Annotated in this window: 19 protein-coding genes and 1 pseudogene; 16 read left to right on the plus strand and 4 right to left on the minus strand. The window is 64.6% G+C overall.

Annotation, left to right across the window (positions count from 1 at the left end; genetic code table 11):
- The 10 genes and pseudogenes from VL973_RS09455 to VL973_RS09500 form a co-directional block, all read left to right on the plus strand.
- A pseudogene (locus VL973_RS09455) lies at positions 1-1,255 on the plus strand (serine hydrolase); the annotation flags it as partial.
- A complete protein-coding gene (locus VL973_RS09460) occupies positions 1,255-2,265 on the plus strand; it encodes a dipeptide epimerase (RefSeq protein ID WP_325283772.1) in 1,011 nt (336 codons plus the stop codon). The pseudogene VL973_RS09455 and the gene VL973_RS09460, both read left to right, overlap by 1 nt.
- Positions 2,262-3,554 carry a peptide MFS transporter gene (locus tag VL973_RS09465; RefSeq protein ID WP_325283773.1) on the plus strand — a complete coding sequence of 431 codons (1,293 nt, stop codon included), beginning with the start codon at positions 2,262-2,264 and terminating at the stop codon, positions 3,552-3,554. The genes VL973_RS09460 and VL973_RS09465 overlap by 4 nt, the downstream gene beginning before the upstream one ends.
- 93 nt (positions 3,555-3,647) lie before the next feature.
- Positions 3,648-5,957, plus strand: coding sequence for a TonB-dependent receptor (locus VL973_RS09470; RefSeq protein WP_325283774.1), 2,310 nt, complete (start codon positions 3,648-3,650; stop codon positions 5,955-5,957).
- Between the two features lie 3 nt (positions 5,958-5,960).
- Positions 5,961-7,019, plus strand: coding sequence for an N-acetyltransferase DgcN family protein (locus tag VL973_RS09475; RefSeq protein ID WP_325283775.1), 1,059 nt, complete (start codon positions 5,961-5,963; stop codon positions 7,017-7,019).
- A complete protein-coding gene (locus tag VL973_RS09480) occupies positions 7,016-8,602 on the plus strand; it encodes a serine hydrolase (RefSeq protein WP_325283776.1) in 1,587 nt (528 codons plus the stop codon). Before VL973_RS09475 ends, VL973_RS09480 begins: the two co-directional genes overlap by 4 nt.
- Positions 8,599-9,729, plus strand: a complete 1,131-nt coding sequence (locus VL973_RS09485; protein ID WP_325283777.1) for a dipeptidase — start codon at positions 8,599-8,601, stop codon at positions 9,727-9,729. Before VL973_RS09480 ends, VL973_RS09485 begins: the two co-directional genes overlap by 4 nt.
- A 112-nt stretch (positions 9,730-9,841) precedes the next feature.
- Positions 9,842-9,997: a hypothetical protein gene (locus tag VL973_RS09490; protein WP_325283778.1), complete on the plus strand. Its 156-nt coding sequence runs from the start codon at positions 9,842-9,844 to the stop codon at positions 9,995-9,997.
- A complete protein-coding gene (locus tag VL973_RS09495; protein WP_325283779.1) occupies positions 9,994-11,550 on the plus strand; it encodes a serine hydrolase domain-containing protein in 1,557 nt (518 codons plus the stop codon). The genes VL973_RS09490 and VL973_RS09495 overlap by 4 nt, the downstream gene beginning before the upstream one ends.
- Positions 11,547-12,857 (plus strand): MFS transporter, encoded by a 1,311-nt coding sequence (locus tag VL973_RS09500; RefSeq protein ID WP_325283780.1) that lies wholly within the window; start codon positions 11,547-11,549, stop codon positions 12,855-12,857. The genes VL973_RS09495 and VL973_RS09500 overlap by 4 nt, the downstream gene beginning before the upstream one ends.
- A gap of 792 nt (positions 12,858-13,649) precedes the next feature.
- Here VL973_RS09500 and VL973_RS09505 read toward each other — a convergent pair.
- Positions 13,650-14,057 carry a winged helix-turn-helix transcriptional regulator gene (locus tag VL973_RS09505; protein WP_325283781.1) on the minus strand — a complete coding sequence of 136 codons (408 nt, stop codon included), beginning with the start codon at positions 14,055-14,057 and terminating at the stop codon, positions 13,650-13,652.
- 98 nt (positions 14,058-14,155) lie between these two features.
- On the opposite strand from VL973_RS09505, the gene VL973_RS09510 reads away from it, so the two are divergent.
- Positions 14,156-15,073, plus strand: a complete 918-nt coding sequence (locus VL973_RS09510; RefSeq protein ID WP_325283782.1) for an NmrA/HSCARG family protein — start codon at positions 14,156-14,158, stop codon at positions 15,071-15,073.
- Between the two features lie 144 nt (positions 15,074-15,217).
- Here VL973_RS09510 and VL973_RS09515 read toward each other — a convergent pair whose 3' ends face one another.
- Positions 15,218-16,174, minus strand: a complete 957-nt coding sequence (locus VL973_RS09515; protein WP_325283783.1) for a retropepsin-like aspartic protease — start codon at positions 16,172-16,174, stop codon at positions 15,218-15,220.
- A gap of 143 nt (positions 16,175-16,317) precedes the next feature.
- Positions 16,318-17,058 (minus strand): SDR family NAD(P)-dependent oxidoreductase, encoded by a 741-nt coding sequence (locus VL973_RS09520; protein WP_325283784.1) that lies wholly within the window; start codon positions 17,056-17,058, stop codon positions 16,318-16,320.
- 314 nt (positions 17,059-17,372) lie between these two features.
- On the opposite strand from VL973_RS09520, the gene VL973_RS09525 reads away from it, so the two are divergent.
- The 3 genes from VL973_RS09525 (at position 17,373) to VL973_RS09535 (ending at position 20,838) form a co-directional block, all read left to right on the plus strand.
- Positions 17,373-18,626: a DUF5996 family protein gene (locus VL973_RS09525; RefSeq protein WP_325283785.1), complete on the plus strand. Its 1,254-nt coding sequence runs from the start codon at positions 17,373-17,375 to the stop codon at positions 18,624-18,626.
- Between the two features lie 224 nt (positions 18,627-18,850).
- Positions 18,851-19,525: a response regulator transcription factor gene (locus VL973_RS09530; protein WP_325283786.1), complete on the plus strand. Its 675-nt coding sequence runs from the start codon at positions 18,851-18,853 to the stop codon at positions 19,523-19,525.
- 26 nt (positions 19,526-19,551) lie between these two features.
- Positions 19,552-20,838, plus strand: a complete 1,287-nt coding sequence (locus VL973_RS09535) for a sensor histidine kinase (RefSeq protein WP_325283787.1) — start codon at positions 19,552-19,554, stop codon at positions 20,836-20,838.
- A 134-nt stretch (positions 20,839-20,972) separates the two neighbouring features.
- Here VL973_RS09535 and VL973_RS09540 read toward each other — a convergent pair whose 3' ends face one another.
- On the minus strand, positions 20,973-21,653 hold the full coding sequence (locus VL973_RS09540) for a CPBP family intramembrane glutamic endopeptidase (RefSeq protein ID WP_325283788.1): 681 nt from the start codon (positions 21,651-21,653) through the stop codon (positions 20,973-20,975).
- 764 nt (positions 21,654-22,417) lie between these two features.
- On the opposite strand from VL973_RS09540, the gene VL973_RS09545 reads away from it, so the two are divergent.
- Positions 22,418-23,476, plus strand: coding sequence for an NAD(P)H-dependent flavin oxidoreductase (locus VL973_RS09545; protein WP_325283789.1), 1,059 nt, complete (start codon positions 22,418-22,420; stop codon positions 23,474-23,476).
- Positions 23,477-23,783: 307 nt separating this feature from the next.
- Entirely contained in the window at positions 23,784-25,304 is a 1,521-nt protein-coding gene (locus VL973_RS09550) for an alginate export family protein (protein ID WP_325283790.1), read from the plus strand.
- The last annotated feature ends 63 nt before the right edge of the window (positions 25,305-25,367 follow it).

Consider the following 25,367-nt stretch of genomic DNA (forward strand, 5'->3'; position numbering starts at 1 on the left):
GCCACCCGCGCTTCGTCCGCTGATGGCGACGGGCCAGCCGCTCGCGTCGGGAGAGGCCAAGGGGTTCGAAATTGTGGGACCCGCACCTGCGGGGTCGCTTTCCGCCTCGGGCCTCGACATGGCGAAGTTCATGGCCGCGCATCTTGCCGGCGGGCGGGGACTGATGCGGCCGGAAACGGCGCGGATGATGCATGACAGCCCTGCCGGGGCGATGAATGCCCGCGCGCTCATCCCGCCGCTCAACCGGATGGAGCTTGGCTTTTTCGAAACCAACGTCAACGGGCGACAGGTGATCGCGCATCTGGGCGACCTTCAGGCCTTTCACACCTCGCTGCACCTGTTCCTGAATGAAGGCGTCGGGCTGTATGTCTCGTTCAACAGCGGCGGACGCGATGGCGCGGCGCAGCGAGTGCGTGGCCAGTTGTTCCATGACTTTGCCGACCGCTATTTCCCCGCGCGCGGTCGCGACGGTCGCGTCGATGCGCGCACGGCGGCCGAACATGCGCGGATGATGACGGGCCTGTGGCAGAACAGCCGCCGTTCCGAATCGAACTTTCCCGCGATCCTCAACCTGTTCGGCCAGACGGCGGTCGGCGTGGGCGATGACGGCAGCCTGACCATCCCGTCGCTGACCGGTCCCGGCGGCGGCGTTCAGAAATGGGTGGAAATCGCGCCCTTTGTCTGGCGTGACCTGAATGGAGAGGACCGGCTGGCGGCGCAGGTCGAGAATGGCCGCGTCGTTCGCTGGAGCTTCGACATGGTTTCGCCCTTCATGGTGTTCGATCCGGTTCCCGCCGCGATATCCTCGGCATGGCTGCTGCCGGCGCTTTATGCGAGCCTTGCGATCCTGTTGCTGACCGCGCTGCACTGGCCCGCAACCTGGTTCATCCGCCGCCGCTACGCCGCCCCCCTCAAGGTCCAGGGCAATGCGCGGCGGGCCTATCGCGCGGTGCGGGTAATGGCGTGGGCTGAGGTGCTGACGCTTGCCGCATGGGCGGCGTTCGTCCTCGTGATCTTCTCGCAACTCGAATTGGCGAGTGCGGGGACTGAATGGATGCTCTGGGCGCTCAAGCTGCTCGGCGCGATCGTGTTCTTCGGCATGGTGGGCGTCGCCGGGTGGAACGCGTGGACGACATGGCGAAGCGACCGGCGGTGGCCCGCAAAGCTGTGGAGCATATTGCTGCTGCTGGCGGCGCTGGTGGTTCTCTACATCGCGCTCATGTTCAATGTCCTCGCCCTGACGGTAGGCTATTGATGGCCGCGCTTCTGCTCGGCACGATGGTTCAGAGGCTGCGGCTGGCCGAACCGTTCGCGATTGCCGGCTATGTGTTCGAAACCGCCGACGTGCTCGTCGTCACGCTGTCGGACGGCACATATCGCGGACGCGGTGAGGCGGCCGGGGTCTATTATCTCGGTGATGATCCCGACCATATGCGCCGCGTCATCGAACGGGCGCGCCCGGCGATCGAGGCGGGGCCGAGCCGGGGGGAGCTGCGCGCGATCCTGCCTCCGGGCGGTGCCCGCAACGCCGTCGACGCGGCGCTGTGGGAGCTTGAGGCATCGCGTGAAGGCCTGCCCGTCTGGGCGCTCGCCGGTCTCGAGCCGCCAAGGCCGATCCGCACCACCTTCACCATCAGCGCCGACACCCCCGAACGAATGGCGGCCCGCGCCACCGGCTATGCCCAGGCGAGATCGATCAAGATCAAGCTGACGGGGCAACTGCCGCTCGACCTTGCCCGCGTCGCCGCGATCCGCGCGGCACGCCCCGACGCGTGGCTGGGCGTCGATGGCAATCAGGGCTTCGTCCGCGACGATCTGGACGCGCTGGTCGACGGATTGCTGGGTCATGGCGTTGCATTGCTGGAGCAGCCGCTGGCGCGGGGCAGGGAAGCCGAGCTTGAGGGCTTTGTTTCGGAAATGCCGATCGCGGGCGACGAGAGCCTGTTGTCGCTCGATGATCTAGTATCGGCGCCGGGACGGTTCGACATCGTCAATATCAAGCTCGACAAGTGCGGCGGCCTGACCGAGGGATTGATGATGGCGGCCGAGGCGCGGCGGCTCGGACTGGGCGTCATGGTCGGCACGATGATCGGGACGAGCCTGGCGACCGCACCGGGATTCGTGCTCGGGCAGATTGCCGACCTTGTTGATCTGGACGGCCCGACCTTTCTTGCCGCCGACCGCACCCCATCGGTAGTGTATGAAAATGGCAACCTCTTTGCCGGTCCCGAAGTCTGGGGTTCGGCCCAGGCAGTTGGCGAATGAGTGAAGCGACGCCTGTCGAGCAGACCTGGTTCGGTCAGCCGCGCGGTCTGACCATCCTGTTCCTTACCAACATGTGGGAGCAATTCTCCTACTACGGTATGCGCGCCCTGCTGGTCTATTACATGACCAAGGAATTGCTGTTCGATCAGGGTTGGTCGTCCTTCGTTTACGGCGCCTATACGGGGTGCGCCTATTTCACGCCGATCTTGGGCGGCATTCTGGCCGATCGGTATCTTGGCCGCCGGCGCGCGATCCTGATCGGCGGATCGATCATGGCCGCGGGCCATTTCATGATGGCGTTCGAGCCGATGCTCTATGTCGCGCTCGCGACGATCGCGATCGGCAACGGGCTGTTCCTGCCCAGTTTGCCGAGCCAGATCGACAGTCTCTATTCGGCCGGCGATCCCCGGCGGGGATGGGCCTACAACGTCTATTATGTCGGGGTGAATGTCGGCGGCTTCCTGGCGCCGATCATCTGCGGAACGCTGGGCGAAACGCTGGGATGGCATTGGGGATTTGGCGCCGCCGGTATCGGCATGGTCGCGGGCCTGATCGTCTATGTCTGGGGACAGCGCTACCTGCCGCCAGAGGTGTCGGTCGCGCGCGCGGGCGTCGATCGCACGCGCACGCAATCCCGCTTCGACCGACGGATGGTGACGGCGCTGGCGGCGGTGGCGCTGGCCGTGACGGTATTTCGCGGCGCATATGAGCAAGTCGGCAATACCGTCGCGTTGTGGACCGATACCGGCGTCGATCGCCGGCTGGGCGACTGGGACATTCCGATGACGTGGTTCCAATCGCTCAATCCGTTGTTCGTGATGCTGCTCACGCCGCTGCTGCTTGCCTGGTGGCGACGGCGTTCCGAACGGGGACTGGTCCAGTCATCGGTTCGCCGGATGGCGATCGGCGCGCTGATCGTCGCGGGCGCCTTTGCGTTGCTGGCCATATTATCGGCGGTGGCGGGCGGCGGGGTTGGCTGGCCGTGGCTGGTCCTGTTCTTCATGGCGTTGACGCTGGGGGAATTGTTCATCCTGCCCACCGGCCTCGGCCTGTTCGCGCGGCTGGCCCCGCCCGGGCACGGGGCAACGACGGTGGCGGCATGGTTCCTGGCGATTTTCACCGGTAGCCTTACTGCCGGGCTGGTCGGCACCTTGTGGAGCCACATGACCCCCGCTGCCTATTTCGGCCTGTTGGCCGCGATTGCCGTAACCGCCGGCTTGCTGCTGCGCTCGCTCGACGGTTTCGTGACCGATGTCGAACTGGATCGCGATCGACCAGAAACCCTTTGACATTTCTCCGATTGAGACAATAGTCTCTAAACAGAAACGTTCAGGCGCCGCGAGCGGGTTCGGGCGCGTTCGCTTCCAACCGGGAGCTTTATCATGATGAAGACGGCTCTTTTCATCTCAAGCGCGGGGCTTGCCCTGGCCGCGACGCCTGCCGCCGCGCAGGAGGCACCTGTCGATCAGGACGCCAGTCCCGAACGTGGCAGCCCGGCCCCCGCCGTGCGTGCCGGACGCGCGACCGCTGGCGACGACATCATCGTCACCGCGCAAAAGCGCGAGCAGTCGCTGATCGAGGTGCCGCAGTCGGTTTCGGTCGTGACCGGCGCGATGCTTGAGGCGCAGGCGGTCAACAATATTGCCGATTACCTGAACAACGTTCCCGCGCTCCAGCTCGTTCAAAGCACCCCGGGCGAGGGGCGGCTGGTCCTGCGCGGCGTCAATACCGGCGGCGTCGCCTCAACGGTTTCGGTCTATCTCGACGAGACGCCGTTCGGATCGTCAAGCGGTCTTGCCAATGGCGCGGCACTGGCGGGCGACTTCGACACCTTCGACATTGCCCGTGTCGAGGTGCTGCGCGGTCCGCAGGGAACGCTGTATGGCGCAAGCTCCCTCGGCGGCCTCGTCAAATATGTCACCAATGCGCCCGACCCCACCGCGTTCGAGGCGCGCGCGCGGGGAGCGGTGGAGTTCACGGAGGGCGGCGATCCGTCCTATCAGGGCAATGCCCTCATCAACGTGCCGCTCGGCAGCACGCTCGCCGTGCGCGCTTCGGGCACCTATCGCCGTCAGGGCGGGTTCATCGATTCGGTGGGCATTGCCGGGTCGGATGTTCATTACGACATCAACGACTATCGCACCTATGGCGGGCGGGCATCGGTGCTCTGGACGCCGAGCGACGCGCTGGAAATCCGCGCGAGCGCGCTCCTCCAGAATATCGAGGTCGATGCACCCACTCGCGTGGAGACGGACCCGTTCACGCTCGACCCGCTTTATGGCGGACTGACGCAGTCGCAATATGTGCCGGCCTACAGCAATGTCGAATACCGACTCTACAACCTCCTCATCGACTACGACCTCGGCTTCGGGTCGCTGACCTCCTCGACCAGCCGCAGCGTGCAGCGGCAGCGGCGGCGTGATGACCAGACGGTGTTCATCAACAACGTGATCGACCTGTTCGCACCGGCTTTCGGGCTGCCGGCGCTCGACAATGCCGACGCGATGCTTCGCCAGACCACCAGCAACCGCAAATGGACGCAGGAACTGCGCCTGGCGGGCGCGCCCGGCGGGACGATCGAATGGCTCGTCGGCGGCTATTACACGCATGAAGAGGCGCTGATCGATCAGGTCATCGACGCGGTCGATGCCGGCACGCTGAACGTGCGTCCCTACCTGACCGAGATCGGCGGGCTGGGCGGCGCGACGACCGCCTCGACCTATGAGGAATATGCCGGTTTCGCCAATGCGACAATCCATCTGGGCAGCCGCTTCGACCTCGACCTGGGTGGCCGCTACAGCCATAATGACCAGACTTCGCTCAACACGGGCTTCGGCCTGCTCGGTGCGACCGAGACCTATGCGGGACAGTCGTCGGACGACGTTTTTACCTATTCGATCGCGCCGAAGCTGCGTTTCAGCGACAATGCCAATGTCTATGCGCGCGTCGCCAAGGGGTATCGGCCGGGCGGGCCGAATGTCGTGCCCCCCGGCGCGCCGGCTGATTTTCCGGTGACGTTCGCGCCCGACGAAGTGACCAGTTATGAAATCGGTTTCAAGGGTGAGACGGCCAACGGCACCTTCGGGCTGGAGGCAGCGCTTTATCATATCGACTGGAGCGACATTCAACTGCTGGCCGTGGTCGAGGGCTTCGGGGCGAATGTGAACGGCGCTTCGGCGGATATCGACGGCGCGGAGTTTACCGCGACGATCCGCCCCGTGCGCGGCTTCGTGACGACGATCAACGGCGCCTATAATCGCGCGGTCCTGGCCGAGGATACCGATCCGCAACTGCTGGGCGCGGTGCGGGGCGATGCGCTTCCCTTCACGCCGCGTTACACGGTCGGCATCAATTCGGACTATCAATGGGCGCTGGGCGGCGATGTCGAGGCGTCGGTCGGCGGCAGCATCCGTTCGGTTTCGGGGCAGACCGGCAATTACGACGCCACCTATCTCGCGGCATATGACCGGTTTCCGCGTATTCCCGCTTATGAGACGATCGACCTGCGCGCGAGCCTGGATTTCGATCGTTTCATCCTGCAGGCATATGTCCGCAACGTGACCGATGCGCGCGGGATCACCGCGGTTATCGCGCCGATCGCCAGTGGTGTCGCCAATTATCCCGGCGGGGCGGCTGCGGTCGGGGTGACGCGGCCACGCACCGTCGGGCTGAGCCTGACTGCGGGTTTCTGAGCGATGGCCACAGCGTATCAATCGGCAGAGGGCGAGACGGTGCAGCCCGGTTCGAACCCGTTGCCTTCGCCTTATCTGTTGTTCCTGGGGGACACGACCGAGCCAGGATATGCCAAGACCGCTTTCGGCCTGCGCGATTGGGCGCGCGATCGATGCGTCGGGGAATATGCATTGCCGAACGCCGCCGTGACGACGGGCTTGCCCCGGCTGGGCTTCGCGGATGCAGTGGCGCGCGGCGCGCGCGGACTTGTCATCGGCGTCGCCAATCGCGGCGGGGTGATCCCCGATGCCTGGATCACCGCGCTTGAGGAAGCGCTGGCGGCGGGGCTGGACATCGTGTCGGGGATGCATTCGCGTCTGGCCGAGATTCCGCGGCTGGCGGCGGCCGCGAACCGGCACGGGCGACGGTTGGTCGATGTGCGCGTGCCCCCCGACGGCATTCCGGTCGCCAGCGGGCGACGTCGCACGGGGCAGCGCTTGCTGACGGTCGGCACCGACTGTGCGCTGGGAAAGAAATATGCCGCGCTGTCGATCGCGCGTGCGCTGCGCGTCCGGGGACATGCCGTGACCTTTCGTGCGACGGGGCAGACGGGGATCATGATCGCGGGGCACGGGATGCCGATCGACGCCGTGGTCGCGGATTTCGTCGCCGGGGCGGCCGAGATGCTCAGTCCCGATGCGCCGGCCGATCATCTCGACGTGATCGAGGGGCAGGGATCGCTGTTCCACCCTGCTTACGCCGCCGTATCGCTGGGCCTGCTTCATGGCAGCCAACCCGACCTGTTTGTCGTCTGCCACCAGCCCGGCCGCCGCGAAATCCTGGGCCATCCCGGTTGCGCCTTGCCGACGATCGGCGATGTCATTGAACAGACGACCCTGCTCGGGCGCGTGACGAACCCGGCCATCCGCTGCGCCGGCGTCAGCCTCAACACCGCAAGTCTGAGCGCGCTCGACGCCGAAGCGGTCATCAACGATACCGCTCAACGCATCGGCCTGCCTGTCGCCGACCCGATCCGGGGCGGTGAAGCCTTCGACCGGCTGTTGGACGCGTGCCGGATATGAAGCAGCGATGGCTGATCCGGCTGATCCTTGCGGGCACGGCGCTGGCCGCGCTTTCCGGGACGGCGCTGGCCGAACCACCGGCGCGCTTTGCCGAGCGGGTCGAGGCGCTGCGGCGCGCGACCGGGGTGCCCGGCCTGGCGATCGCCGTGGTCGAGAAAGGGCGAACGACGCTGGCGCGCGGTTGGGGCGTGCGGCGGCTTGGCAGCAGCCAGCCGGTCGACGCCGACACGATCTTCCCGACCGGATCGACGGGCAAGGCATTCACGGTGGCGGCGCTCGCGACGTTGGTGGATGCTGGCAAGATCGGCTGGGACGATCCCGTCATCGATCATCTGCCATGGTTTCGCATGTATGACCCATGGGTCACGCGGGAAATCACGATCCGCGACCTGCTCGTCCATCGCAGTGGTCTGGGGCTGGGCCAGGGTGACCTGTTGTTCGTGCCGCGCAGCAACCTTTCCCGGCGCGAGGCGGTCCGACGCCTGCGTTTCCTCAAGCCCGCCACCAGCTTTCGCAGCGGATACGCCTATGACAACGTGCTCTACATGGTGGCGGGGCAGTTGATCGAGGAAGTAACCGGCCAGCGGTGGGAGGATTATGTTCGCACGGCGGTGCTCGCACCGGCCGGCATGGCGCGGACGACGACGGAGAGCGTCACGCGCTTCGCCACGCCCAATCGGGCACAGCCACACGCCCGGCTGAACGGTGGACTGCGCGGTGCGGGGGATCAGATTGTCCTGGACGAGCGCGACGAACTCGCCGCCAGCGCCGCGCCCGCCGGCGGGCTTTCGTCCAGCGCGAATGATCTGGCGAAGTGGCTGTCGCTGCAGCTGGCGCAGGGGCGCCTGCCCGGCGGCGAACGGTTGTTCAGCGCGGCGACCCATGCAGAGACGTGGCAGCCGCAGGTGATCCAGCCAATCTCGCCGCTGCCCGCGTCGCTGGCTTTGGCGCAACCCGCCTATTCGCTCTACGCGCTGGGCTGGGACGTGGAGGATTATCGGGGCGCGCGCATCGTCTGGCACGGCGGCGCGGTGTTCGGCTTCAAGGCGGCCGTGGTGCTGATCCCTGATCGCGATGTCGGCTTCGCGATCACGATCAACAGCGAGGACGGTGAACTCGTCCGCGGGCTGATGCACGAATTGCTGGACCATTATCTGGGCTTGCCGCGCGTGGACTGGCCCGCGCGCTGGATCGCCTATCGACGCGATGCGGTGGAAAAGGCGCTGGCGACGCTGGCGAAGGACCGGACAGCGCCGGTTGCGGTCGGCCCGTCGCTGTCACTCGTGCGTTATGCCGGCACCTATTCGGACCCATGGTATGGCGACATCGTTGTTGCCGAGGGGCCGGACGGGCTGAACATCGATTTCCGCTCGACGCCGCGCATGACGGGGCGGCTGGAGCATTATCAGTATGACAGCTTCGTCACCCGTTTCGAGGATCCGGCGATTGAGCCTGCCTTTGTCACCTTCGCGCTGGATGCACAGGGCAAGGTCGATCGTGTCACGATGAAGGCAGTGTCGCCCATCGCCGATTTCAGCTGGGATTATCACGACCTGCTCTTCACGCCCACGGCATCGCAATGACGCCGGGCGCCGCGCTTCACCGCCGATTGCTGACGCTCGACGCGCATCTGGATGCACCGGTCCATTTCGCTCGGGCCGGGTGGCGTTTCGGAGAGCGCCATGCGCTCGCGACCGATGTCGCGCAGGTGGACTTGCCGCGCATGGAGGACGGCAATCTGTCGGGCGGCTTTTTCGTCACCTATGTCAGGCAGGGCGCGCTTGATATGGCGGGTTATGCCGCAGCGCTCGCCGCCGCGCACCGGCGATCCGGCGAGATCGACGCGGTGCTTGCCGCCTATCCCGATCGCATCGAACTCGCGACGACCGCCGACGATGCACGCCGTCTGCACGGCGAAGGCCGGCGCATCGCGTTCAAGAGCATCGAGAACTGCTATTTCCTGGGCGAGGATCTCGACCTGCTCGACGAGTTCCACCGGGCGGGCGTGCGGATGGCCGGCCTCGTGCATTCGCGGGCCAACCAGCTTGCCGATTCCGCGACCGATGCCGCGCGCTGGGGCGGCCTCAGTCCGCTGGGCGCGCAGTGGGTCGGCAAAATGAACCGGCTGGGGATGGTGATCGACGCCAGCCACGCCTCCGATGCGGCGTTCGATGCCATCATCGACGGCTCGGTTGCGCCGATCGTGCTGTCTCACTCGGGTTCGCGTGCGATCCACGACACGCCGCGCAACATCGATGACGGGCGATTGCGCGCGCTCGCCCGGACAGGGGGCGTCGCCTGTTTCGCCACGATCTTCCTGTCCGACATGCACGCCGGGCCGGAGCGGGCGCGACTGTTCGATCTGCATGGCCGCATCTCTGATCTCGCGCCTGACGAACAGGCGGATCTCGCGCGGCGATGGGCCGCGCTCGACATGGTGGAGCCGATGTGGCGGGCCAGCCTCGACACGTTTGTCGACGCCCTGTGCCATGTCATCGATGTCGCGGGCATCGACCATGTCGGCATCGGCGCGGACTGGGACGGCGGCGGCGGCTTTCCGGGCATGGCCGACATCACCGTGCTGCCCGCAATCACCGAACGGCTGATGGCGCGCGGCCTGTCCGAAGATGCTCTGGCGAAGTTGTGGAGCGGAAACCTGCTGCGCGTGATCGCGGCGGCGCAGTCGGCGACCGTGGCGGGGGGCGCGTGATCTGGAAACCGGCGTCGCCCGTTTCGAAGTGGTCGGAGAGGCCGGACCCGGCCTTCTCAACCGGGTCGTCGGCCTGGTTGCCCAGCTCGGACTCGTCCCGGTCGACCTTCGGATGCACAGGCTTGGGGACATGGTGACGCTGGCGATTGTCCAGGACGGTATCGATCCGCATCGCGCCGCGATTGTTGCCGAAAAGATCCGCGCGCTTGTATCGGTGAGCGCCGTCGAGCTGACCTATGACCGAATATCTGTCGAGGAAACGCCGTGACACAAGCAAAGGTCGAACCCGCTGCGATCGACGCGCTGCTTGCGCCCCATGACCGGACCGACCGGCCCGGCTTCGCCGTCGGCGTCGCGCTGCGCGGCCAGCCGCTTTATCGGCGCGGCGTCGGCATGGCGAGCGTCGAACTGCCCGTCGCACTGTCGCCCGCGATCCGTATGCGGATCGGTTCGACCAGCAAGCACTTCACCGCGCTCGCCGTGATGTTGCTGGCCGAGCAGGGCCTGTTGTCGATCGACGTCACGCCCCGCGCGGTCCTGCCCGAACTTCCCGCATGGGCCGACCGGATGACCGTCAGGCAGTTGATGGCGCATACGAGCGGGATGCGCGACAGCCTCGACCTCATCCTCCATTCGGCGGGACCGGGCGTGGCGGCCGACGCCGAATTCCAGTTCCGGATGCTCGCCGCGCTGGACGACGTCAATTTCGAGCCTGGCGCAACGTGGAGCTATAATAATGGCGCCTATGTCCTGCTGGCGGAGATCGTGACCCGACTGGGCAAGATGCCTTTCGGCGATTTTCTGCGTGAGCGCATTTTCGCGCCCGTTGGTATGCACGACACGTTGCTGCGCCCGCTCGACACCGATCTGGTTCCCAACAGCGCGACGCTGCACGTGCCGGCGCCGGGCGGCGGCTATCGGCGCGGGGTGTTCGGCGTGCCGATCGGCGGCGAAGGCGGAATCGTCTCGACCGTCGACGACATGCTCCGCTGGTTGAAGCACATGGCGGCGCCGACCGTGGGGACCGCGGCGACATGGCAAGCGATGCGGACGCCGATGAGCAGCCATGGCTATGCTTTGGGACTGACGATCGATCGGCGGCGCGGGTTGACGACGCTGCACCATGCCGGTGCCGTCGTCGGCGGGTCGTGCCAGATGATGAAGGTGCTCGATCACGATCTGGACATCATCGTCATGAGCAACGGGCTGAGCAGCCTGGACCTTCACCGGCTGGTCGACGACATTATCGACCGGTGCATTCCCGGCCTTCCGCCCGCCGAGCCTGACATTCCGGCGTCGCCGATCACCGGCATCTATTATTCCGCTCACAGCGGGCGGCGGATCGCGCTTGAGGATATGGACGGCAAACAGGCGATCCGCATCGACGGCACGACGCTGCCCGCGCGGCGCGATCCCGACGGCTGGCTGAGCGTCCCGATCGTTCCGACCGACATGCGCCTGATGCCCGACGCCACGGGCGACAGCATCACGCTTGCGGAATATGGCCGGTCGGAGAAGCTGCAACGCATCGAAGCCCCGGCATCCGCCCGAATCGAGCCGCTGCTTGGCCGTTATCACAACGCCGCGACCGCCATGAACGCGACGGTCGCAGCGGACCAAGGGGACGCGCTCGCCTCATTGACGCTCGCCGGGCCGTTGGGTGGCATGGCGTATGAACTTAAGCCGATCGGTCCCGATCTATGGGAGGCGCGTGCATCGGGCACGCTGTCGCTCGCGCTGCTGGTCGAGGTGCGTGACGACGCGATATACGTCACCAGCGGGCGCACGCAGCGCCTGCGCTTTCGCCGGTCGGTCGAATGATGGCGAATGCCCAGCCAGCCTATCCCTCCCGCGGCCGGGCGGCGGCGGGCATCATCTTCCTGTCGCTGCTCGGATTTGTGCTTACCACCGACATTACGCTGACCGCCCTGCTCGCCGAGCCGATGAAGCGCGACCTAGGGCTGAGCGACGTTCAGGTCGCGCTGTTGCAGGGCACTGCATATGGCCTGGCGCTCGGCTTCGCTTCGCTGCCGGCCGGGCGGATGATCGACCGGATTTCGCGGCGCTTTCTGCTGGGCTGCGGACTGGTTGCGTGGACAGGCGCGCTTGCGACCATCGGCACGGCCGAGGATTTCGGAACGCTGATCGTCGGGCGAATGGCACTTGGCCTGGTCGCCGCGCTGGTCGTGCCCGCCGCATTCTCGATGGCCGCCGACCTTTACCCTCCCGAGCGGCGCTCGGTGTCGACCAGCCTGCTGGTGGTCGGTCAGGCGCTGGGGCAGGGGTGCGGCGTGCTGGTCGGCGGTCTCGCCTTTGATGCACTGACGCGGGCCGCGGCGGCAGGGGATTTCATCGCGGTGGCGCCGTGGCGGGCGTTGTATCTTGCCGCCGCAGTCATCGGTGCGGCGCTGCTCGCGCTGCTGGCGCTGGTGTCTGAGCCAGCGCGGCAGGAACGGCGGCAAGACGGCGCGAATCTGCGAACCGCGGTGTCGGAGCTATGGCTGTATCGCGGCTTTCTGATCCCGCTGCTGCTCGGTCTGCTTTTCGCGCAGGTGACGATCCAGGCCGTGTCGATCTGGTCCAGCCCGCTCCTCATCCGTCGCGGTCTGACGCCGGGGCAGTTCGCGGGGTGGCTCGGCGCGGTGCTGCTCGTCGGCGGCATTGCGGGTGCGTTGGCGGGGGGCTGGCTTGCCGAGTTGGGTCGCCGCATGGGCGGACGAACGGGCGTGCTGATCCCGGCCATGCTGCTCGCGCTGTTGATCGCGCCGGCCTCGATCTTTCCGCTGATGGCTTCGCTCAATGCGTTCGCGGGCTTGCTCGTGGTGCACATTTTTGCTGGCGCGGTCGTGGCGACAATCGGCGTCATCGCCGTGACGATGGTGATTCCGAACGAAATCCGCGGTCTTGCGCTCGGCTTCAATACCTTTGCATCGGCGGTGTTCGGCGCGGCGGGCGCCCCGGCGGTCGTTGCGCTCATCAGCCGTGCAATGGGCGGAGAAGCGATGCTGCCGACGGCGTTTGCCAGTGTCTGCGTGCCGAGCGCGATCATGGCGGCCCTTTTTCTCGGCCTCGCTTCCCGAACCAGCGCGATGTTGCCCGAATCCCCGGCCACGGCAGTCCCGGGGTGAGATGGTGCTGGGTGCCAGCGGTTGGGCAGGAGCCGATCCATGGCGTGAATTTTGCGATGATCGCTGGACACACTGGCGAAAGCCGCGCGGGGCATCGGCTATGCACCGGCAAACGCGTTCGACACGGCACGCCCTCGCGCCCGACGCGGTCATCCACGCAATGCCGCATTTGGCAGGGTGGCAATGCCCAGCCAGATATTGCGTGAAACCAGCCATTTGCTGGCATCTTTACTGACGCACCCAGCGTCAATAAATGGTGCCCAGAAGAGGAGGCCTGGTCGGCTCCTAAGCAGTTGACTTCGCAGCTCGATTTACATCGATTTCTCGCTGAGGAGCATATTAACAGACACGAACGCATGCGCAAGCAACTTAGGCACTTTCTATGTCGAGCCGCCAACCGGATTCGGCCTCAATCGCTATCGTCCGACACCGACATCTTATGAGCTTGACATCACCGCGCCGCGAAACCGCGCGAACTAATCCTCGTGCCGACCGAACTCTCAAGCACTCTCGGCATTGTCGATTATTGTGGGCGCGTCGAGCTATTCGTGCAGGCGCTGGCGTGCGCCTATGTCGACAGCCCACTAAACCGTCGACGCTGAGGATCGAGGAAACGAAGCAGCGCGCTGCTGTCTGCTTGCTTGCCAATCCACAAGCAGGCCTAGCTAACTCTACCTGCTCAAGGTCGGTGAAACGCAAGGGCCTAACTGGCTTCGGAAATTTGCACGGGACAATAACATTGTCACGGCCAAAGCCGAGGTGCTGGTGGCTGCTGCGCCCCCGACATGATCATTAGCCGCTTCTCTTGCCCACCCCTTCTAAACCCGCGTTTCCCGACCGGCTCGGTTCACATCTCCTGAAGGCTTGCCTGGTTGCTTCGATGTTTTCGCGATGACGCATCGCCCAGTCCAATATGCCTTTCGTATGTGGTTCCAACGACGCCCCCAGCGGTGTCACTTCGTACACCACTGCGACCGGCGATATGCTGATCACCGATCGAGCTATAAGACCGCATGCCTCCAGTCGGCGCAGGCACTGCGTAAGTGCCTTTTGCGATATGCCGGGGTTCGCCCGCTTGAGCGCGTTGAAGCGGGCAGGGCCATCGCAAAGCGCGTTAAGTACGAGCAGCGCCCACTTCGCCGTCAGTTCCTCAAGAATGGAGCGGATGAGCTCAAGGTCCTCGATCGATTTTGCCGGCATGCAGGATACTCTCGGTGACTTGGTACACTGAAGGTGCGTAATTGTATGCTGGTGTAGAATGTATACCTGAGTCGCGCGATAATTGGACGCGAGGGTGTATGGCAATTCAGAATGCGATCAACGCCTCGACGGCGCGACCGACGTTGGTTTTCGGCGCGACCGGGCGGCAGGGTGGCGCGGTTGCGCGGACGGCGATCGGCAAAGGCGGATCGGTTCGCGCCCTGGTACGCGATCCGGCCAGCGTGGCAGCCAGAGCGTTAAGCGCTTACGGCGTGGAAGTGGTCCGTGGCGACTATAGTGACCCTGCCTCGATCCGGGCCGCGATGAAGGGCATCGACAGAGTCTTCAGCACCCAGCCCAATTCCGGGAGCGCCGGGTCCGGCCTGACCGACGCGGACGAGGTCCGCTATGCCAAGCTGGTGGCAGACTTGGCCGTCGAGGCCGGCGTCGGGCATCTGGTCTATTCGTCCGCCAGCATCATCAGCCAAGGCCCGACGGGCGTTCCAAACCTCGACTGCAAGATCGAGATCGAGGATCATGTGCGGAGGCTTTCGATCCCATGGACGATCGTCAGGCCCTCGACGTTCATGGAGCTGCTCGCGACTCCGGATTTCTGGCCGCGACCCGATCTCCTCCACTTCTTTGCCGGCTCCAAGGATCCGGTCGAGTTCATCGCTACCGAAGACATCGGTAAGATCGTCGGCGCTATTCTCGAACGCGGTGATCGCTTTGCCGCCCGGACGGTCAACATCGCAGGAGATCTCCTGGACGGCGAGAAAATTCAAACCGCGATCGGCAAGGAATTGGGGCAGCCGATCACGTTTGCGCGGTTCCCCGACACGCTGCTGGAGCAGCACCCAATGTTGCAACGCACGGTGCAGCTGTTCGCGGCCGGCAGAGGAGCCGGCAATGCGGACCTGACAGCGCTCGAGCATGAGTTCGGGCGCCTGACCCGACTAGAAGATTGGCTATCCGGTACAGGCGGCGCGCTCCTGTGCTCGGTAAGGGGTTCATGAGCCTCCCTTTACCGAGCGAGTAACATGATCGATGCTGCTTAATCTAGGGTCGTGGTCCACTCCATGGTGTTGCGGCGATTACCTATCGAGCTGTCGTCGGGAGCTGGACTGCTCCGGCGCCGGCGCATGGTCGCTCCGCCAGCATCAGCTCGGCAAACCGGGGAGACAGAGCTGTTTAGCTTGGTAGTCGAATGTGATCGCCCCTTCCTTCCAGAGGGGGGCGCCCAACGAGCCATCCACACCGGCGGCATCGAATGCGCCCACTCCAGACGTGAGCGCAACCTGTGGCTCAACAATCCGATAGGCGCCTAGGCGTAGCTCCGCCGTTTGGGCGACGCTACCTTGCACCGCCCCGCCGGTGCCATGCCCTACCTGCTGCGGGACGCCTGCCCGCACCAGTGCTTTACCGGCTTCGCTCCGGGCGAATGCGCCGCCGAGAAGGACAGCATGATGGCGAGTCCCGAGGTCAACGAGCAGCCTGAGCCGGAGCGGCGCTGCGCCCGGGGTCGGCCGCAGCTCGGCCACTACGACGGGAATGTCGTGCACGAAGTCCATCGGGATGGGACGGCTGCAAGCTGGTCCCTTGCCGCGCGCGGCGAAGGTGAGGCGCTTGTGCTTGTAGTCGACCGTGACCACGCGATCCTTGAAAACGGGCGCGCCGAGCAAAACGTTTATCGGGTACCCGGCGGACGACGACAGCTGCTCCAGGTTCACGGCGTAGCCGGCCACTTTCTCGAAGCGAAGCGATCCAACACTCATGCTGGCTAGACTGACGGGACGGAGCTGCTGAGCCTGCGCGCCGGCGCCAGCCACTTCGCCGTCGGAATCAGCGGCGTCCAGCTTAAGCTCCGCAGCCGCTTTGTCGTCCACGACGATTGCGCCTGCCCCGCTGTCCAGCACAGCAGTCTGCGGTTTGTCGTTGATGACCACGGGGAGCGTCACGAGATTGTCGCGGAGTTCGAAGTCCATGCTCGTGACGCCCGCGCGTGCTGACGGCGGCGTTCCAGTATCCAGGCTCGTGTTGGGTGATGATTGCTGTGCAGGTGATTGCTGCGCAAGAGCTATCGTCGTCAGCAATGCGGCGGCAGGCAGTCGCTTCATGTTGTATGTTCCATTGTCTGAACTTGAGTTTCAAGTTGGCCTCGTGTGGCCGTCGCTACTCGAGTGGTTCCTAGTACTTGCACGGCCGCCACGATGATCTCAGGGCAGCAATGGGAATGGGGCGTTGGCGTGACCGTCACGCTTCAGGCGAGGGCGCCGGCGTCGGCGTTCAGGATGGCGCCGGTGATCACGCCTGCCGCCGGGCTCGCCAGGAAGACGACAGCGTTGGCGATCTCGCGCGGCTCCGCAAAACGCCCAAGCGAGGTCATGCTGCGCTGGGGGTCGGCCGCATCGCCGTTTGCAGGATTTGCATCGGTGTCGGTCGACCCCGGCTGGACGAGATTGACCGTGATGCCGTTGGGTCCGAGTTCGCGCGACAGACCGCGGGTGAACGCAGTCAATGCCGCCTTTGAAACTGCATAGGGGGTCAAGCCCGCGAACGGAACGCGCTCACCCAAGCCGGAGCCGATCGTGACGATGCGACCGTCGGCGCGGAGGTGCGGGATCACCGCCTTGGCGAACAGCATCGGTGCACGCACGTTTACATCCATCTGCTTCTGGTACTCGACGAGGTCCAGATCAGCGACCGGTGCATAGTAAGCGATTGCCGCGCTGTTGATGAGGATGTCGATGCCACCCAGATCGGTCACGGCCTTGTCGACGGCACGGGTAATCGCCTCGGGATCGGAACTGTCCGCCTGGATGGCTACGGCACGGCGCCCCGTCGCCTCGATCTTGGCTGCTACGGTCCGAGCCTTCTCGGCCGAGCTCTGATAGGTGAATGCCACATCCGCACCGTTTTCGGCGAGTGCCAGAGCGATCGCGGCGCCGATCCCGCGCGATCCGCCAGTGACGAGGGCGCGCTTTCCACTAAGGTCGATCATTCGCTTGTCCTTTTCACCTGTCCTGATGTCGACGCCGGCGTGGCACGAGCGTGCTGGGCCGCGGCGAGATCACGACGAGAAGTTGGACGCATTGTGGGGTACGGCGTACGTCTTGCTTAGTCTCGCATGCTGCCGAACTGTGTTGCGGAACGCGGAACGCCACCTGTGCTCTCGGTCACTCCGAGCCCGAGTTTCCATTCTAGCGACACAGCGTTGCAGATGACGGACCTAGCCCGCGCTGCCTCAGGTCGGCAAAACCGTCGTGGAACATCGGGGTGCGGCAAGCGCATTCGCCTGACACGAAGGTGGCTGGAATGACCAAGAAGTGGCCTGTCCTCGACTATCTTGGCTGGCGGGACACCTGCTCGGCCCTGCACCTCTATCTGCAGGTCGCGGGCAAATATCGGCTGGCGCATACGCCATGGATCAACCATTCCTGGCACGCGACCTTCTACGTTACGCCGCGCGGACTAACGTCCTCGTTCATTCATGATGGCCCAGGCATATCAATCCTGTTCGACCTTCTCGATCATCGCGTGATCGGAACTAGCGGGGCTGGTCGCACGGCCTCGTTCGACCTCCGGCCGATGACAGTCGCCGACTTCCACCGTGATTTCACCCGTCTGGTGTCGGACCTCGGTGGCACGCCACGCTTCGACGGGCAACCGAACGAAGTTCCGGACCCGACGCCATTCGCCGAGGATCATCGCGACCGGCCCTATGACCGCGATGCGGTGGCGCGCTTTCATCAGGCGCTCATATCGATCGATCGGGTGTTCAAGCGTTTCCGGACGTCCTTCCTGGGCAAGTGCAGTCCCGTCCATCTGTTCTGGGGCAGCTTCGACATCGCGGTGACACGCTTTTCGGGACGCCGCGCGCCACTCCATGCCGGTGGCATCCCCGCCCTGCCGGACGATGTGGCGCAGGAAGCCTATGACCGCGAAGTCTCGTCGGCGGGCTTCTGGCCGGGGGGCGGCGGCATCGATTACCCGGCTTTCTACGCTTATGCCTATCCCGCGCCGGGCAGATATCGGTTTGCGCCGGTGAAGCCCGAGGCCGCCTTCTGGCATGAGGGCTTGTCGGAATTCATCCTGCCCTACGAGGCGGTGCAGTCGGCAGAAGACGGGGATGCCGCGCTGCTGGACTTTCTTCAGTCGACCTATGAAGCTGCCGCCGATCTCGGCGGGTGGGACCGCGACATGCTGGAAAGTGGGCTCGCTCGGCCTGCCGTTGTCCGCCCATCGGATGCAGCAACAATGTCGGCAAAGGTGTCGTTGCCGCAGGAGGCGGTGGAACGGGACGATGGGTCCTCCAAGGGGCGTTACCACATCATCGTCGACGGCGTCGAAGCCGAGATGACCTATAGCCGCGTGAGCGACACGCTGGTGATCATCGATCACACCGACGTGCCCGACCAGTTGCGCGGACGAAGGGTTGGCGAACGGATGGTTCGTCAGGCCGTCGAAGATGCACGACGGGAGAAGTTCGCGATCATCCCACTCTGCCCTTTTGCGAAGGCGCAGATCGACCGTCATCCCGAGTGGCAGGACGTGCTGCATCGAAGCTAAGCCTCAGGCGACCCGCGCGTCATTCACCGCTCGCGAACGACGGCCGCTTCGCCGACTCCAGGGGCCGCCGTCGATCCGAGCGGCGGGCTGCATATATTCGTTCTTCGTTGCTTGCGTGCCGACGAACGCCATGTTCGCGCAATTCGCATCGGCGATCCGGCTTCCTGCAACGCTGAGTGCTCTTGTGTCGCAGACCGGCGTCGAGGAAGGATCGAGATTTCCCGATGAGAATATTGCTTGTCGAAGACGAGCTTCAGCTGGCGGGAACGCTGCGCGCCGCCCTTGAGCGCGAACGTTTCGTGGTGGACTTCGCCGATCGACTATCGACGGCGCGAGAGGCGGCGGCGCTCGCCGCATTCGAGTTGGTGCTGCTGGATCGCACCTTGCCGGACGGCGATGGCCTCTCGCTCGTTCCTGTCCTGCGCGCGTCGAACCCCGGGCTCGCAATCATCGTCCTCAGTGCGCGCGGAGACGTGTCCGATCGCGTGGCCGGCCTGGACGAAGGTGCCGACGACTATCTGATCAAGCCCTTCTCGCTTGACGAGCTGCTCGCACGCATCCGTGCCGTCCGGCGTCGACCGGCCGATCTCGCGAACGACGACGTCCGTGCCGGCTCCCTGATCTTCGACCTCACGAACGAGGAAGCGACGATCGCTGGCAAGCGTCTGGATCTCCCCCGGCGCGAGCTACGCGTGCTGGCGGCGCTTATTAGGCGCCGCGGACGGACCGTGCTGCGGGAGTCATTGGAGCAAGCGGTCTTCGGCTTCGATGACGAAATCCAGTCGAACACCTTGGACTCGCACATTTCACGGCTCCGCCGGAAGCTCGCCGACGCGGGGGCCGGCGTCGAAATCCATGCGATCCGCGGCGTCGGCTACCTGCTGCGTGGTGAGGCGTGAAAAGGCGCCACTCACTCGAGCGGCCGTTGATCGCCTATCCGCTGCTCTTCCACTTCGTGATCCTGCTGGTCTCGTTCGTGACCATCGTCGCGGTGGCAACCCGTTTTGATAGCGGCGGACCCTATGCCGATGAGCAGATCGCTCGCATCATTGCACAGTCGATTTACCGAACTGGCGATGGCGGGCTGACCGTCCGCATGACACCCGAACTGGCGGAGTTGCGCGCGACGAGCGACGATCTCTGGTTCGTAGCGCAAGATGACGTAGGCCGGAGCATCACGTTCGGCCGGGTACCGCAGCGTTATGTCTCGATAGTCGCTGGCCTAAATGAACTATCGTACGCGCAACTTCGAGCGAAACATCCACCATACGACCTCACCGCAGTGATCCGCAGGGAGGCGGCGCCTGCGGGAGCGCTCACGATCCTCGCGCATGGCAAGCTGATCAAGTTGACCTTCGCCGTTCTGGTGGCCTCGAACGTCATCGTCCTCCCGATCTTCCTGCTGCTTGCACTCACCTCCGTTGTCGTCACGCCATGGATCGTACGGCGCTCGCTCGCCGGCATTGCGCGCGTCGCGCATGAGGCGGAGCAGATTGATGTGAGCCGACGCGGACGTCGCATCAGTGAAGAGCATGTGCCGCTCGAGATCGCACCGTTCGTCCGTGCCGTGAACGATGCACTGGCGCGCCTCGACGAAGGTTATGAGCGCCAACGCAGATTCATCGCCTCTGCAGCGCACGAACTGCGCACGCCTGTCGCCATCCTGCGGGTCAAGATCGACGCGGCGCAGGAGGCGTCCACACGCAGGCTTGAGGCTGATGTCGGACGATTGAGCACGCTCATCGAGCAACTACTGGACGTGCAGAGACTGGATACGGATCGTAAGGACGAGCCGCTGGATCTCGGTGTGCTCGTTCGACGCGTCGTCGGGGACTTGGCGCCCCTGCTGATCGCCTCCGGTCGCACCATCGAGGTCCGGATCGAGCGCGAGCGACCGTTCCGAGGTGATGCGGCCTCGTTGGAGCGCGTGGTGACCAACCTTGTCCAGAACGCCATCGAGCATGGCGGGAGCCATGTCACGGTCTGTGTCATCGGTGCGGCGATCGAGGTAGAGGATGACGGTCCCGGGATACCGGTTGGTGAACGCGAGCGTGTCTTTGAACCGTTCCATCGTCTTCGCCCAAGCTCCGCAGGAAGTGGGCTAGGGCTCAACCTCGTGCGCCAAGTGGTGGAGCGACATGGCGGTCGTGTCTGGATCACGGGGGCGGCTGGCGGCGGCACGGTCGTGCGGGTCGATTTGAGTGGTGATTGATCGTCGGACGCGCTGCCAGACTGCCTAGGAACCGACAAATGCGACCGTGGAAGTTGCGACGCGCTGCCCTCCCGCTGCAAATCGACGATCGTGAATTTTGCGCCCCGCCGGCCTAGGTTAGGGAGTGGCGTCGATCACTGCATTGGTGCGAAACCCATCGCCGATGCGAAGCTGTTGGCGCCATTGTAGACGCAGTGAAGGACCACTGATGGCCAGATACACCCGGTTCTTCGGAAAATGAGAGCGCTGAGCAGGCCGACCATGATGGCCACCGGCAGGATCACGCTTAAGCCGTGCACGAGACCGAAGATAATCGAACTCAGACCAACGCCTGCCCATGCGCCATAGCGATTAAGCGCGTTGGCCACCACACCGCGAAAGAGGATCTCTTCTCCGAACGGTGTGAAGATCGCGCCGCCCAACAGAGTGGCAATGAACGACAGTGCGCCGCCGCGCGCCGCGGCATGAAGGACGGTCTGTGGGTCACCAGCACCAAGCAGTGCTAAGTAGGCGAACTGGATGATGAGGTTGAGACCGTAACCCAAGATGCCTAGACCGGCCGCAATCGCGAGCCATCGGCCCGACACGGATGTGAACCCGAATGGTGGCAGCGATCTGATCCGCACGCCGAGAGCGATCGCAAAAGCGCCGAGACCGGCCAGGCCCCCGAAGGTCGAGCCGACAACGCCCAAAAGGACTGGTTGATCTTGCGGAAGTGCGCCGAGAGCGACGCCGAGGGGCACAAGCAGCGCGGCGAAAGCGATGAGCCCGACAAAGACCTCAACTAGACCCGGCCGATCGAACTTCGTCTTCACGCTTGATTCCTTGATTACGTAGCGGTTTGACTGTCCAGCGGCCGCTCGATGAGGTTGGTCCGCGAACGACGGTGGCTAGAAGCGATCGCTGGACCGGCGGTCCGCTGCCGGACCGGCGGCCAACGAACTTCAACAGCTATGAGAATCAGCCGAGCCAGTGGCCGGTTCGGTGCCCGAGGAACAGCGTCGTTCGCGGGAGTGCCTTTAACGCTTGCACTCCCGCCGGGCCGGATCACGATCGCACCGCTGCCGGCGCGCTCGTTCGGCCATGATCTGGGCGTCTCTGGCGATCTCGGATGTGAGGCGGGTTTTCTCCAGCGACTCGAGCTGCTTCACGTCGCGTCGGCGCTGCTGCGCTAGCATGCAGTCGTTGTACGCGCGGGAACCATATTCCGATCCGAAGCTGGAGCAGGTGCTTGCGTCCTCCTGAAGGTTGACGTGCCGTCGCTCGGCACCCGACATGCACCCGGACAGGCCGACACCGATTATGGAGGCGAGGCAGGGCCGTCGAACGACGAGGCGGCGTGCGCTCCAGGAACGTTGCAGCATTCTATAATCTCCGGTTTGAGCTTGGCAGCGCGCGTCGAGCCAACGACGCTGTGAGCCGCCCGGGTGTGAAGAAGCAGGCAAAGATTGCGGGAACATGGAGCAATGAGGAAGCGAGGGCGGGATCCTGCCACAAGTGTCGACGCTGATCCTGCGAGGGCCCGCACTAGAATGCCAGCGCTTCGCCTCGACCTGCGCCTGAGTGGAGATTACCGCCTATGTCCCTGATCCGCCGTTTCGACCTCCAAGCGCCTATAGTGCAGGCGCCGATGGCAGGCGTTTCCACGCCACTGTTGGCAGCATCGGTGTCGGAAGCGGGCGGGCTGGGCTCGATTGCGGTGGGTGCGACGAACGCGACCGGTGCAAGGGCAATGATCGAGGAGGTGCGCAGTCGCACGGAGCGAGCGTTCAACGTCAATCTGTTCGTCCACCAAACGCCGCAGCCCGATGCTGACCGGGAGGCGGCATGGCTGAAGCTGCTTGCCCCATCGTTTAACGAATTTGGTGCGGAGCCGCCAAGAACGCTGCGGGTCATCTATCGAAGCTTCGCCGACGATCCCGACATGCTGACGATGCTGCTCGACTTGGCCCCGCCCGTCGTCAGCTTTCACTTCGGCCTGCCGCCTTCCGACGTGTTGGGGGCGCTGCGCGCGCGAGGCATATGCCTACTGGCGACGGCGACCAACCTCGATGAGGCTCGCGCGATCAAAGCAGCGGGTCTTGATGCGGTGGTCGCTCAAGGGATCGAGGCGGGCGGCCACCGCGGCGTCTTCGACCTTTCCGCGCCCGACGACGCGCTTGGCACGATGGTGCTGACACGCTTGCTGGCACGCGAAGCGGGCTTGCCGGTGATCGCCGCCGGCGGGATCATGGATGGACACGGCATTGCTGCCGCGCTCGACCTCGGCGCCGAGGCGGCACAGCTTGGCACGGCGTTCATTGCATGCCCGGAGTCAGCTGCCGACGACGGTTATCGCATGGCGCTTAAAGGTGGCGGCGCATGCCACACCGTCCTTACGACGCTGTTCTCCGGTCGGCCGGCCAGAGCGATCGCGAACCGGTTTACGGCACTCGGCAGCCAGATCGACGAGCGGTCCGCCCCGGACTATCCGATCGCCTACGATGCCGGGAAGGCGCTCAACGCCGCCGCCAAGGCCAAGGGCGAGTTCGGCTTTGGCGCTCAATGGGCAGGACAGGGCGCGCCGCTCGCTCGAACGATGCCAGCCGCGTCATTGATCGAGGTTCTGCGAAGCGAATTGCGGCAGGCTCGAGGATAAGACTCTGGGTCTCTCGCTCTCGAGAACCGATTGCGCGAGCGTTGGGGCACGCAAATCCTGGCTTTCCGCAAAGGCCTGCTCCAGCGGAAAGACAGCCAATCGTCGATCTCCCATCTCGCCGTCGCGAGCTTCTGGCGAACGGACGGGAGGGCGCAACTTCGCTCGTCAATATAAATCGCCGTTCCCGCTTTTGCGACACGGTGTGTCGCGCTGGCGAGCTACCGCAAGATGAACTGCAATGGCACTCTTCGCTTCGGCCTTGTCAGAGAGGCGTTTTTATTGACGCGGGGCAGGGCGGCAGCGGAAGATGGCCAGTATCGCAGAAAGCGGCGAGCCGATAATCAACTTGCCCTCCGGTGGATTGGCTTGTTCATCCAGGCGGGTCAGTGGTCGTGATGGCTACTGCGGCGTGGATCTACGCTCACATAAGTATAAATGGTGGCTCGCTCTTGTTGCCATGAATTTCACAATGCCTGGCGCCGCTAGCGCGCAAGTGTCGACGAATCTGGAGCGAGCCCCGACGCTTACCATTGATCGCTACTCGGAAGACTGGTCCAGTCTGGCCGATTCATCGAAGCGGTCGGGGCATTGGACGGAAGCATTCAAATACATCCCTCTGAGCGACGACGACACCGTCTATCTCACGACAGGCATCGAAGCGCGGTCGCGCTACGAAGGCTATGAGAATGTGAACTGGGGATCGTTGCCGGACGACGACTATGCCTGGCATCGCCTAATGCCTTATGCCGACCTTCACATCGGCAAGGTTCGGTTCTTCGCGCAGCCGATCCTTTCGGCAATCACGGGAACGGATCGTCCGAAACGGCCGGTGGACACGACGGGCGCCGACATGCTGCAGGCGTTTGTCGACATCGAGATCGCGGTGACGGGGGACGCCACGCTTCGCCTTTCCGCAGGAAGAAAGCTGGTCTCACTCGGCGGCGGTCGGTTCATCGACACGCGATACGGGCCAGGCGTTCCGTTGGCCTTCGACGGCTTCGAAGCCATTCTCACGGGCGAGAAGCGCCAGGTGAGGGGGTTCTATCTCCAGCCGGTGGATACGAGATCGGGAGATTTCAACGATCGGCGCTCGCGCGAAGATGCGGTTTGGGGCGCCTATGTCACGCAATGGCTCGATCCGACGCGCCGCACTGGTCTCGACATCTACTATATCGGATTTCGGGATCGGAACGCCGTCTTCGATCAGGGTGCCGGGAGGCAGGTGGGGCACACGTTCGGCTCGCGTATTTTCGGAGACGACGGCGTCTGGTACTGGAACGCCGAGGCCGCACTACAACGTGGCACTTTCGCCGGTCATCGATCGCAGGGTTGGGGTATCGGGGGCGAGACCGGTTATCGCTTCCGGAACGAGCTACTCCGCCCCGAGATCGCCATCACGGCCGATGTCGTCTCGGGCGACGGCAACCCGGACGATCCCAAGCTCGGCACGCTCAATCCGCTCTTCCCACGAGGCAAGTATTTCGGAGCGTTGACGCCAGTCGGTCCGCGCAACCTCATCCACGTTCGACCCTCGACCGCGGTTCACCCGCACAAGGACGTGGCGATATCGCTGACCGGAGTGGCTTACTGGCGACAGAGCACCGGTGACGGGATCTACGCTTTGCCCGGGCTGCTGGTGCGCAGCGGCAAGGAAAGCGACGCTCGCTTCATCGGCAAGCAGATCGAGTTCGCCGTCGCGTGGCAGGCTACACCGCAGTTGAACCTGACAGCGTCGCTCAGTGCTTTCGATCCCGGCCAGTTCATTCGTGACACCGGACCGGCGCGCACCATCAAGATGGTCGGTGCCCAGTCGACCTTCAGGTTCTGACGATGTGCGGCGGGGCATCGCTGTCTTTGTCACGTCGCGCGGGCATCATCCTGCATTTGCACG

The sequence above is a fragment of the Sphingomonas sp. genome (assembly GCF_035490575.1).
Classification (GTDB): Bacteria; Pseudomonadota; Alphaproteobacteria; order Sphingomonadales; family Sphingomonadaceae; genus Sphingomonas.

Coding starts and splice junctions, on each gene's coding strand:
- VL973_RS09460 (WP_325283772.1), top strand. CDS start 1,255: ATGGCCGCGCTTCTGCTCGGCACGATGGTTCAGAGGCTGCGGCTGGCC.
- VL973_RS09465 (WP_325283773.1), top strand. CDS start 2,262: ATGAGTGAAGCGACGCCTGTCGAGCAGACCTGGTTCGGTCAGCCGCGC.
- VL973_RS09470 (WP_325283774.1), top strand. CDS start 3,648: ATGATGAAGACGGCTCTTTTCATCTCAAGCGCGGGGCTTGCCCTGGCC.
- VL973_RS09475 (WP_325283775.1), top strand. CDS start 5,961: ATGGCCACAGCGTATCAATCGGCAGAGGGCGAGACGGTGCAGCCCGGT.
- VL973_RS09480 (WP_325283776.1), top strand. CDS start 7,016: ATGAAGCAGCGATGGCTGATCCGGCTGATCCTTGCGGGCACGGCGCTG.
- VL973_RS09485 (WP_325283777.1), top strand. CDS start 8,599: ATGACGCCGGGCGCCGCGCTTCACCGCCGATTGCTGACGCTCGACGCG.
- VL973_RS09490 (WP_325283778.1), top strand. CDS start 9,842: ATGCACAGGCTTGGGGACATGGTGACGCTGGCGATTGTCCAGGACGGT.
- VL973_RS09500 (WP_325283780.1), top strand. CDS start 11,547: ATGATGGCGAATGCCCAGCCAGCCTATCCCTCCCGCGGCCGGGCGGCG.
- VL973_RS09505 (WP_325283781.1), bottom strand. CDS start 14,057: ATGCCGGCAAAATCGATCGAGGACCTTGAGCTCATCCGCTCCATTCTT.
- VL973_RS09510 (WP_325283782.1), top strand. CDS start 14,156: ATGGCAATTCAGAATGCGATCAACGCCTCGACGGCGCGACCGACGTTG.
- VL973_RS09515 (WP_325283783.1), bottom strand. CDS start 16,174: ATGAAGCGACTGCCTGCCGCCGCATTGCTGACGACGATAGCTCTTGCG.
- VL973_RS09520 (WP_325283784.1), bottom strand. CDS start 17,058: ATGATCGACCTTAGTGGAAAGCGCGCCCTCGTCACTGGCGGATCGCGC.
- VL973_RS09525 (WP_325283785.1), top strand. CDS start 17,373: ATGACCAAGAAGTGGCCTGTCCTCGACTATCTTGGCTGGCGGGACACC.
- VL973_RS09530 (WP_325283786.1), top strand. CDS start 18,851: ATGAGAATATTGCTTGTCGAAGACGAGCTTCAGCTGGCGGGAACGCTG.
- VL973_RS09545 (WP_325283789.1), top strand. CDS start 22,418: ATGTCCCTGATCCGCCGTTTCGACCTCCAAGCGCCTATAGTGCAGGCG.
- VL973_RS09550 (WP_325283790.1), top strand. CDS start 23,784: ATGGCCAGTATCGCAGAAAGCGGCGAGCCGATAATCAACTTGCCCTCC.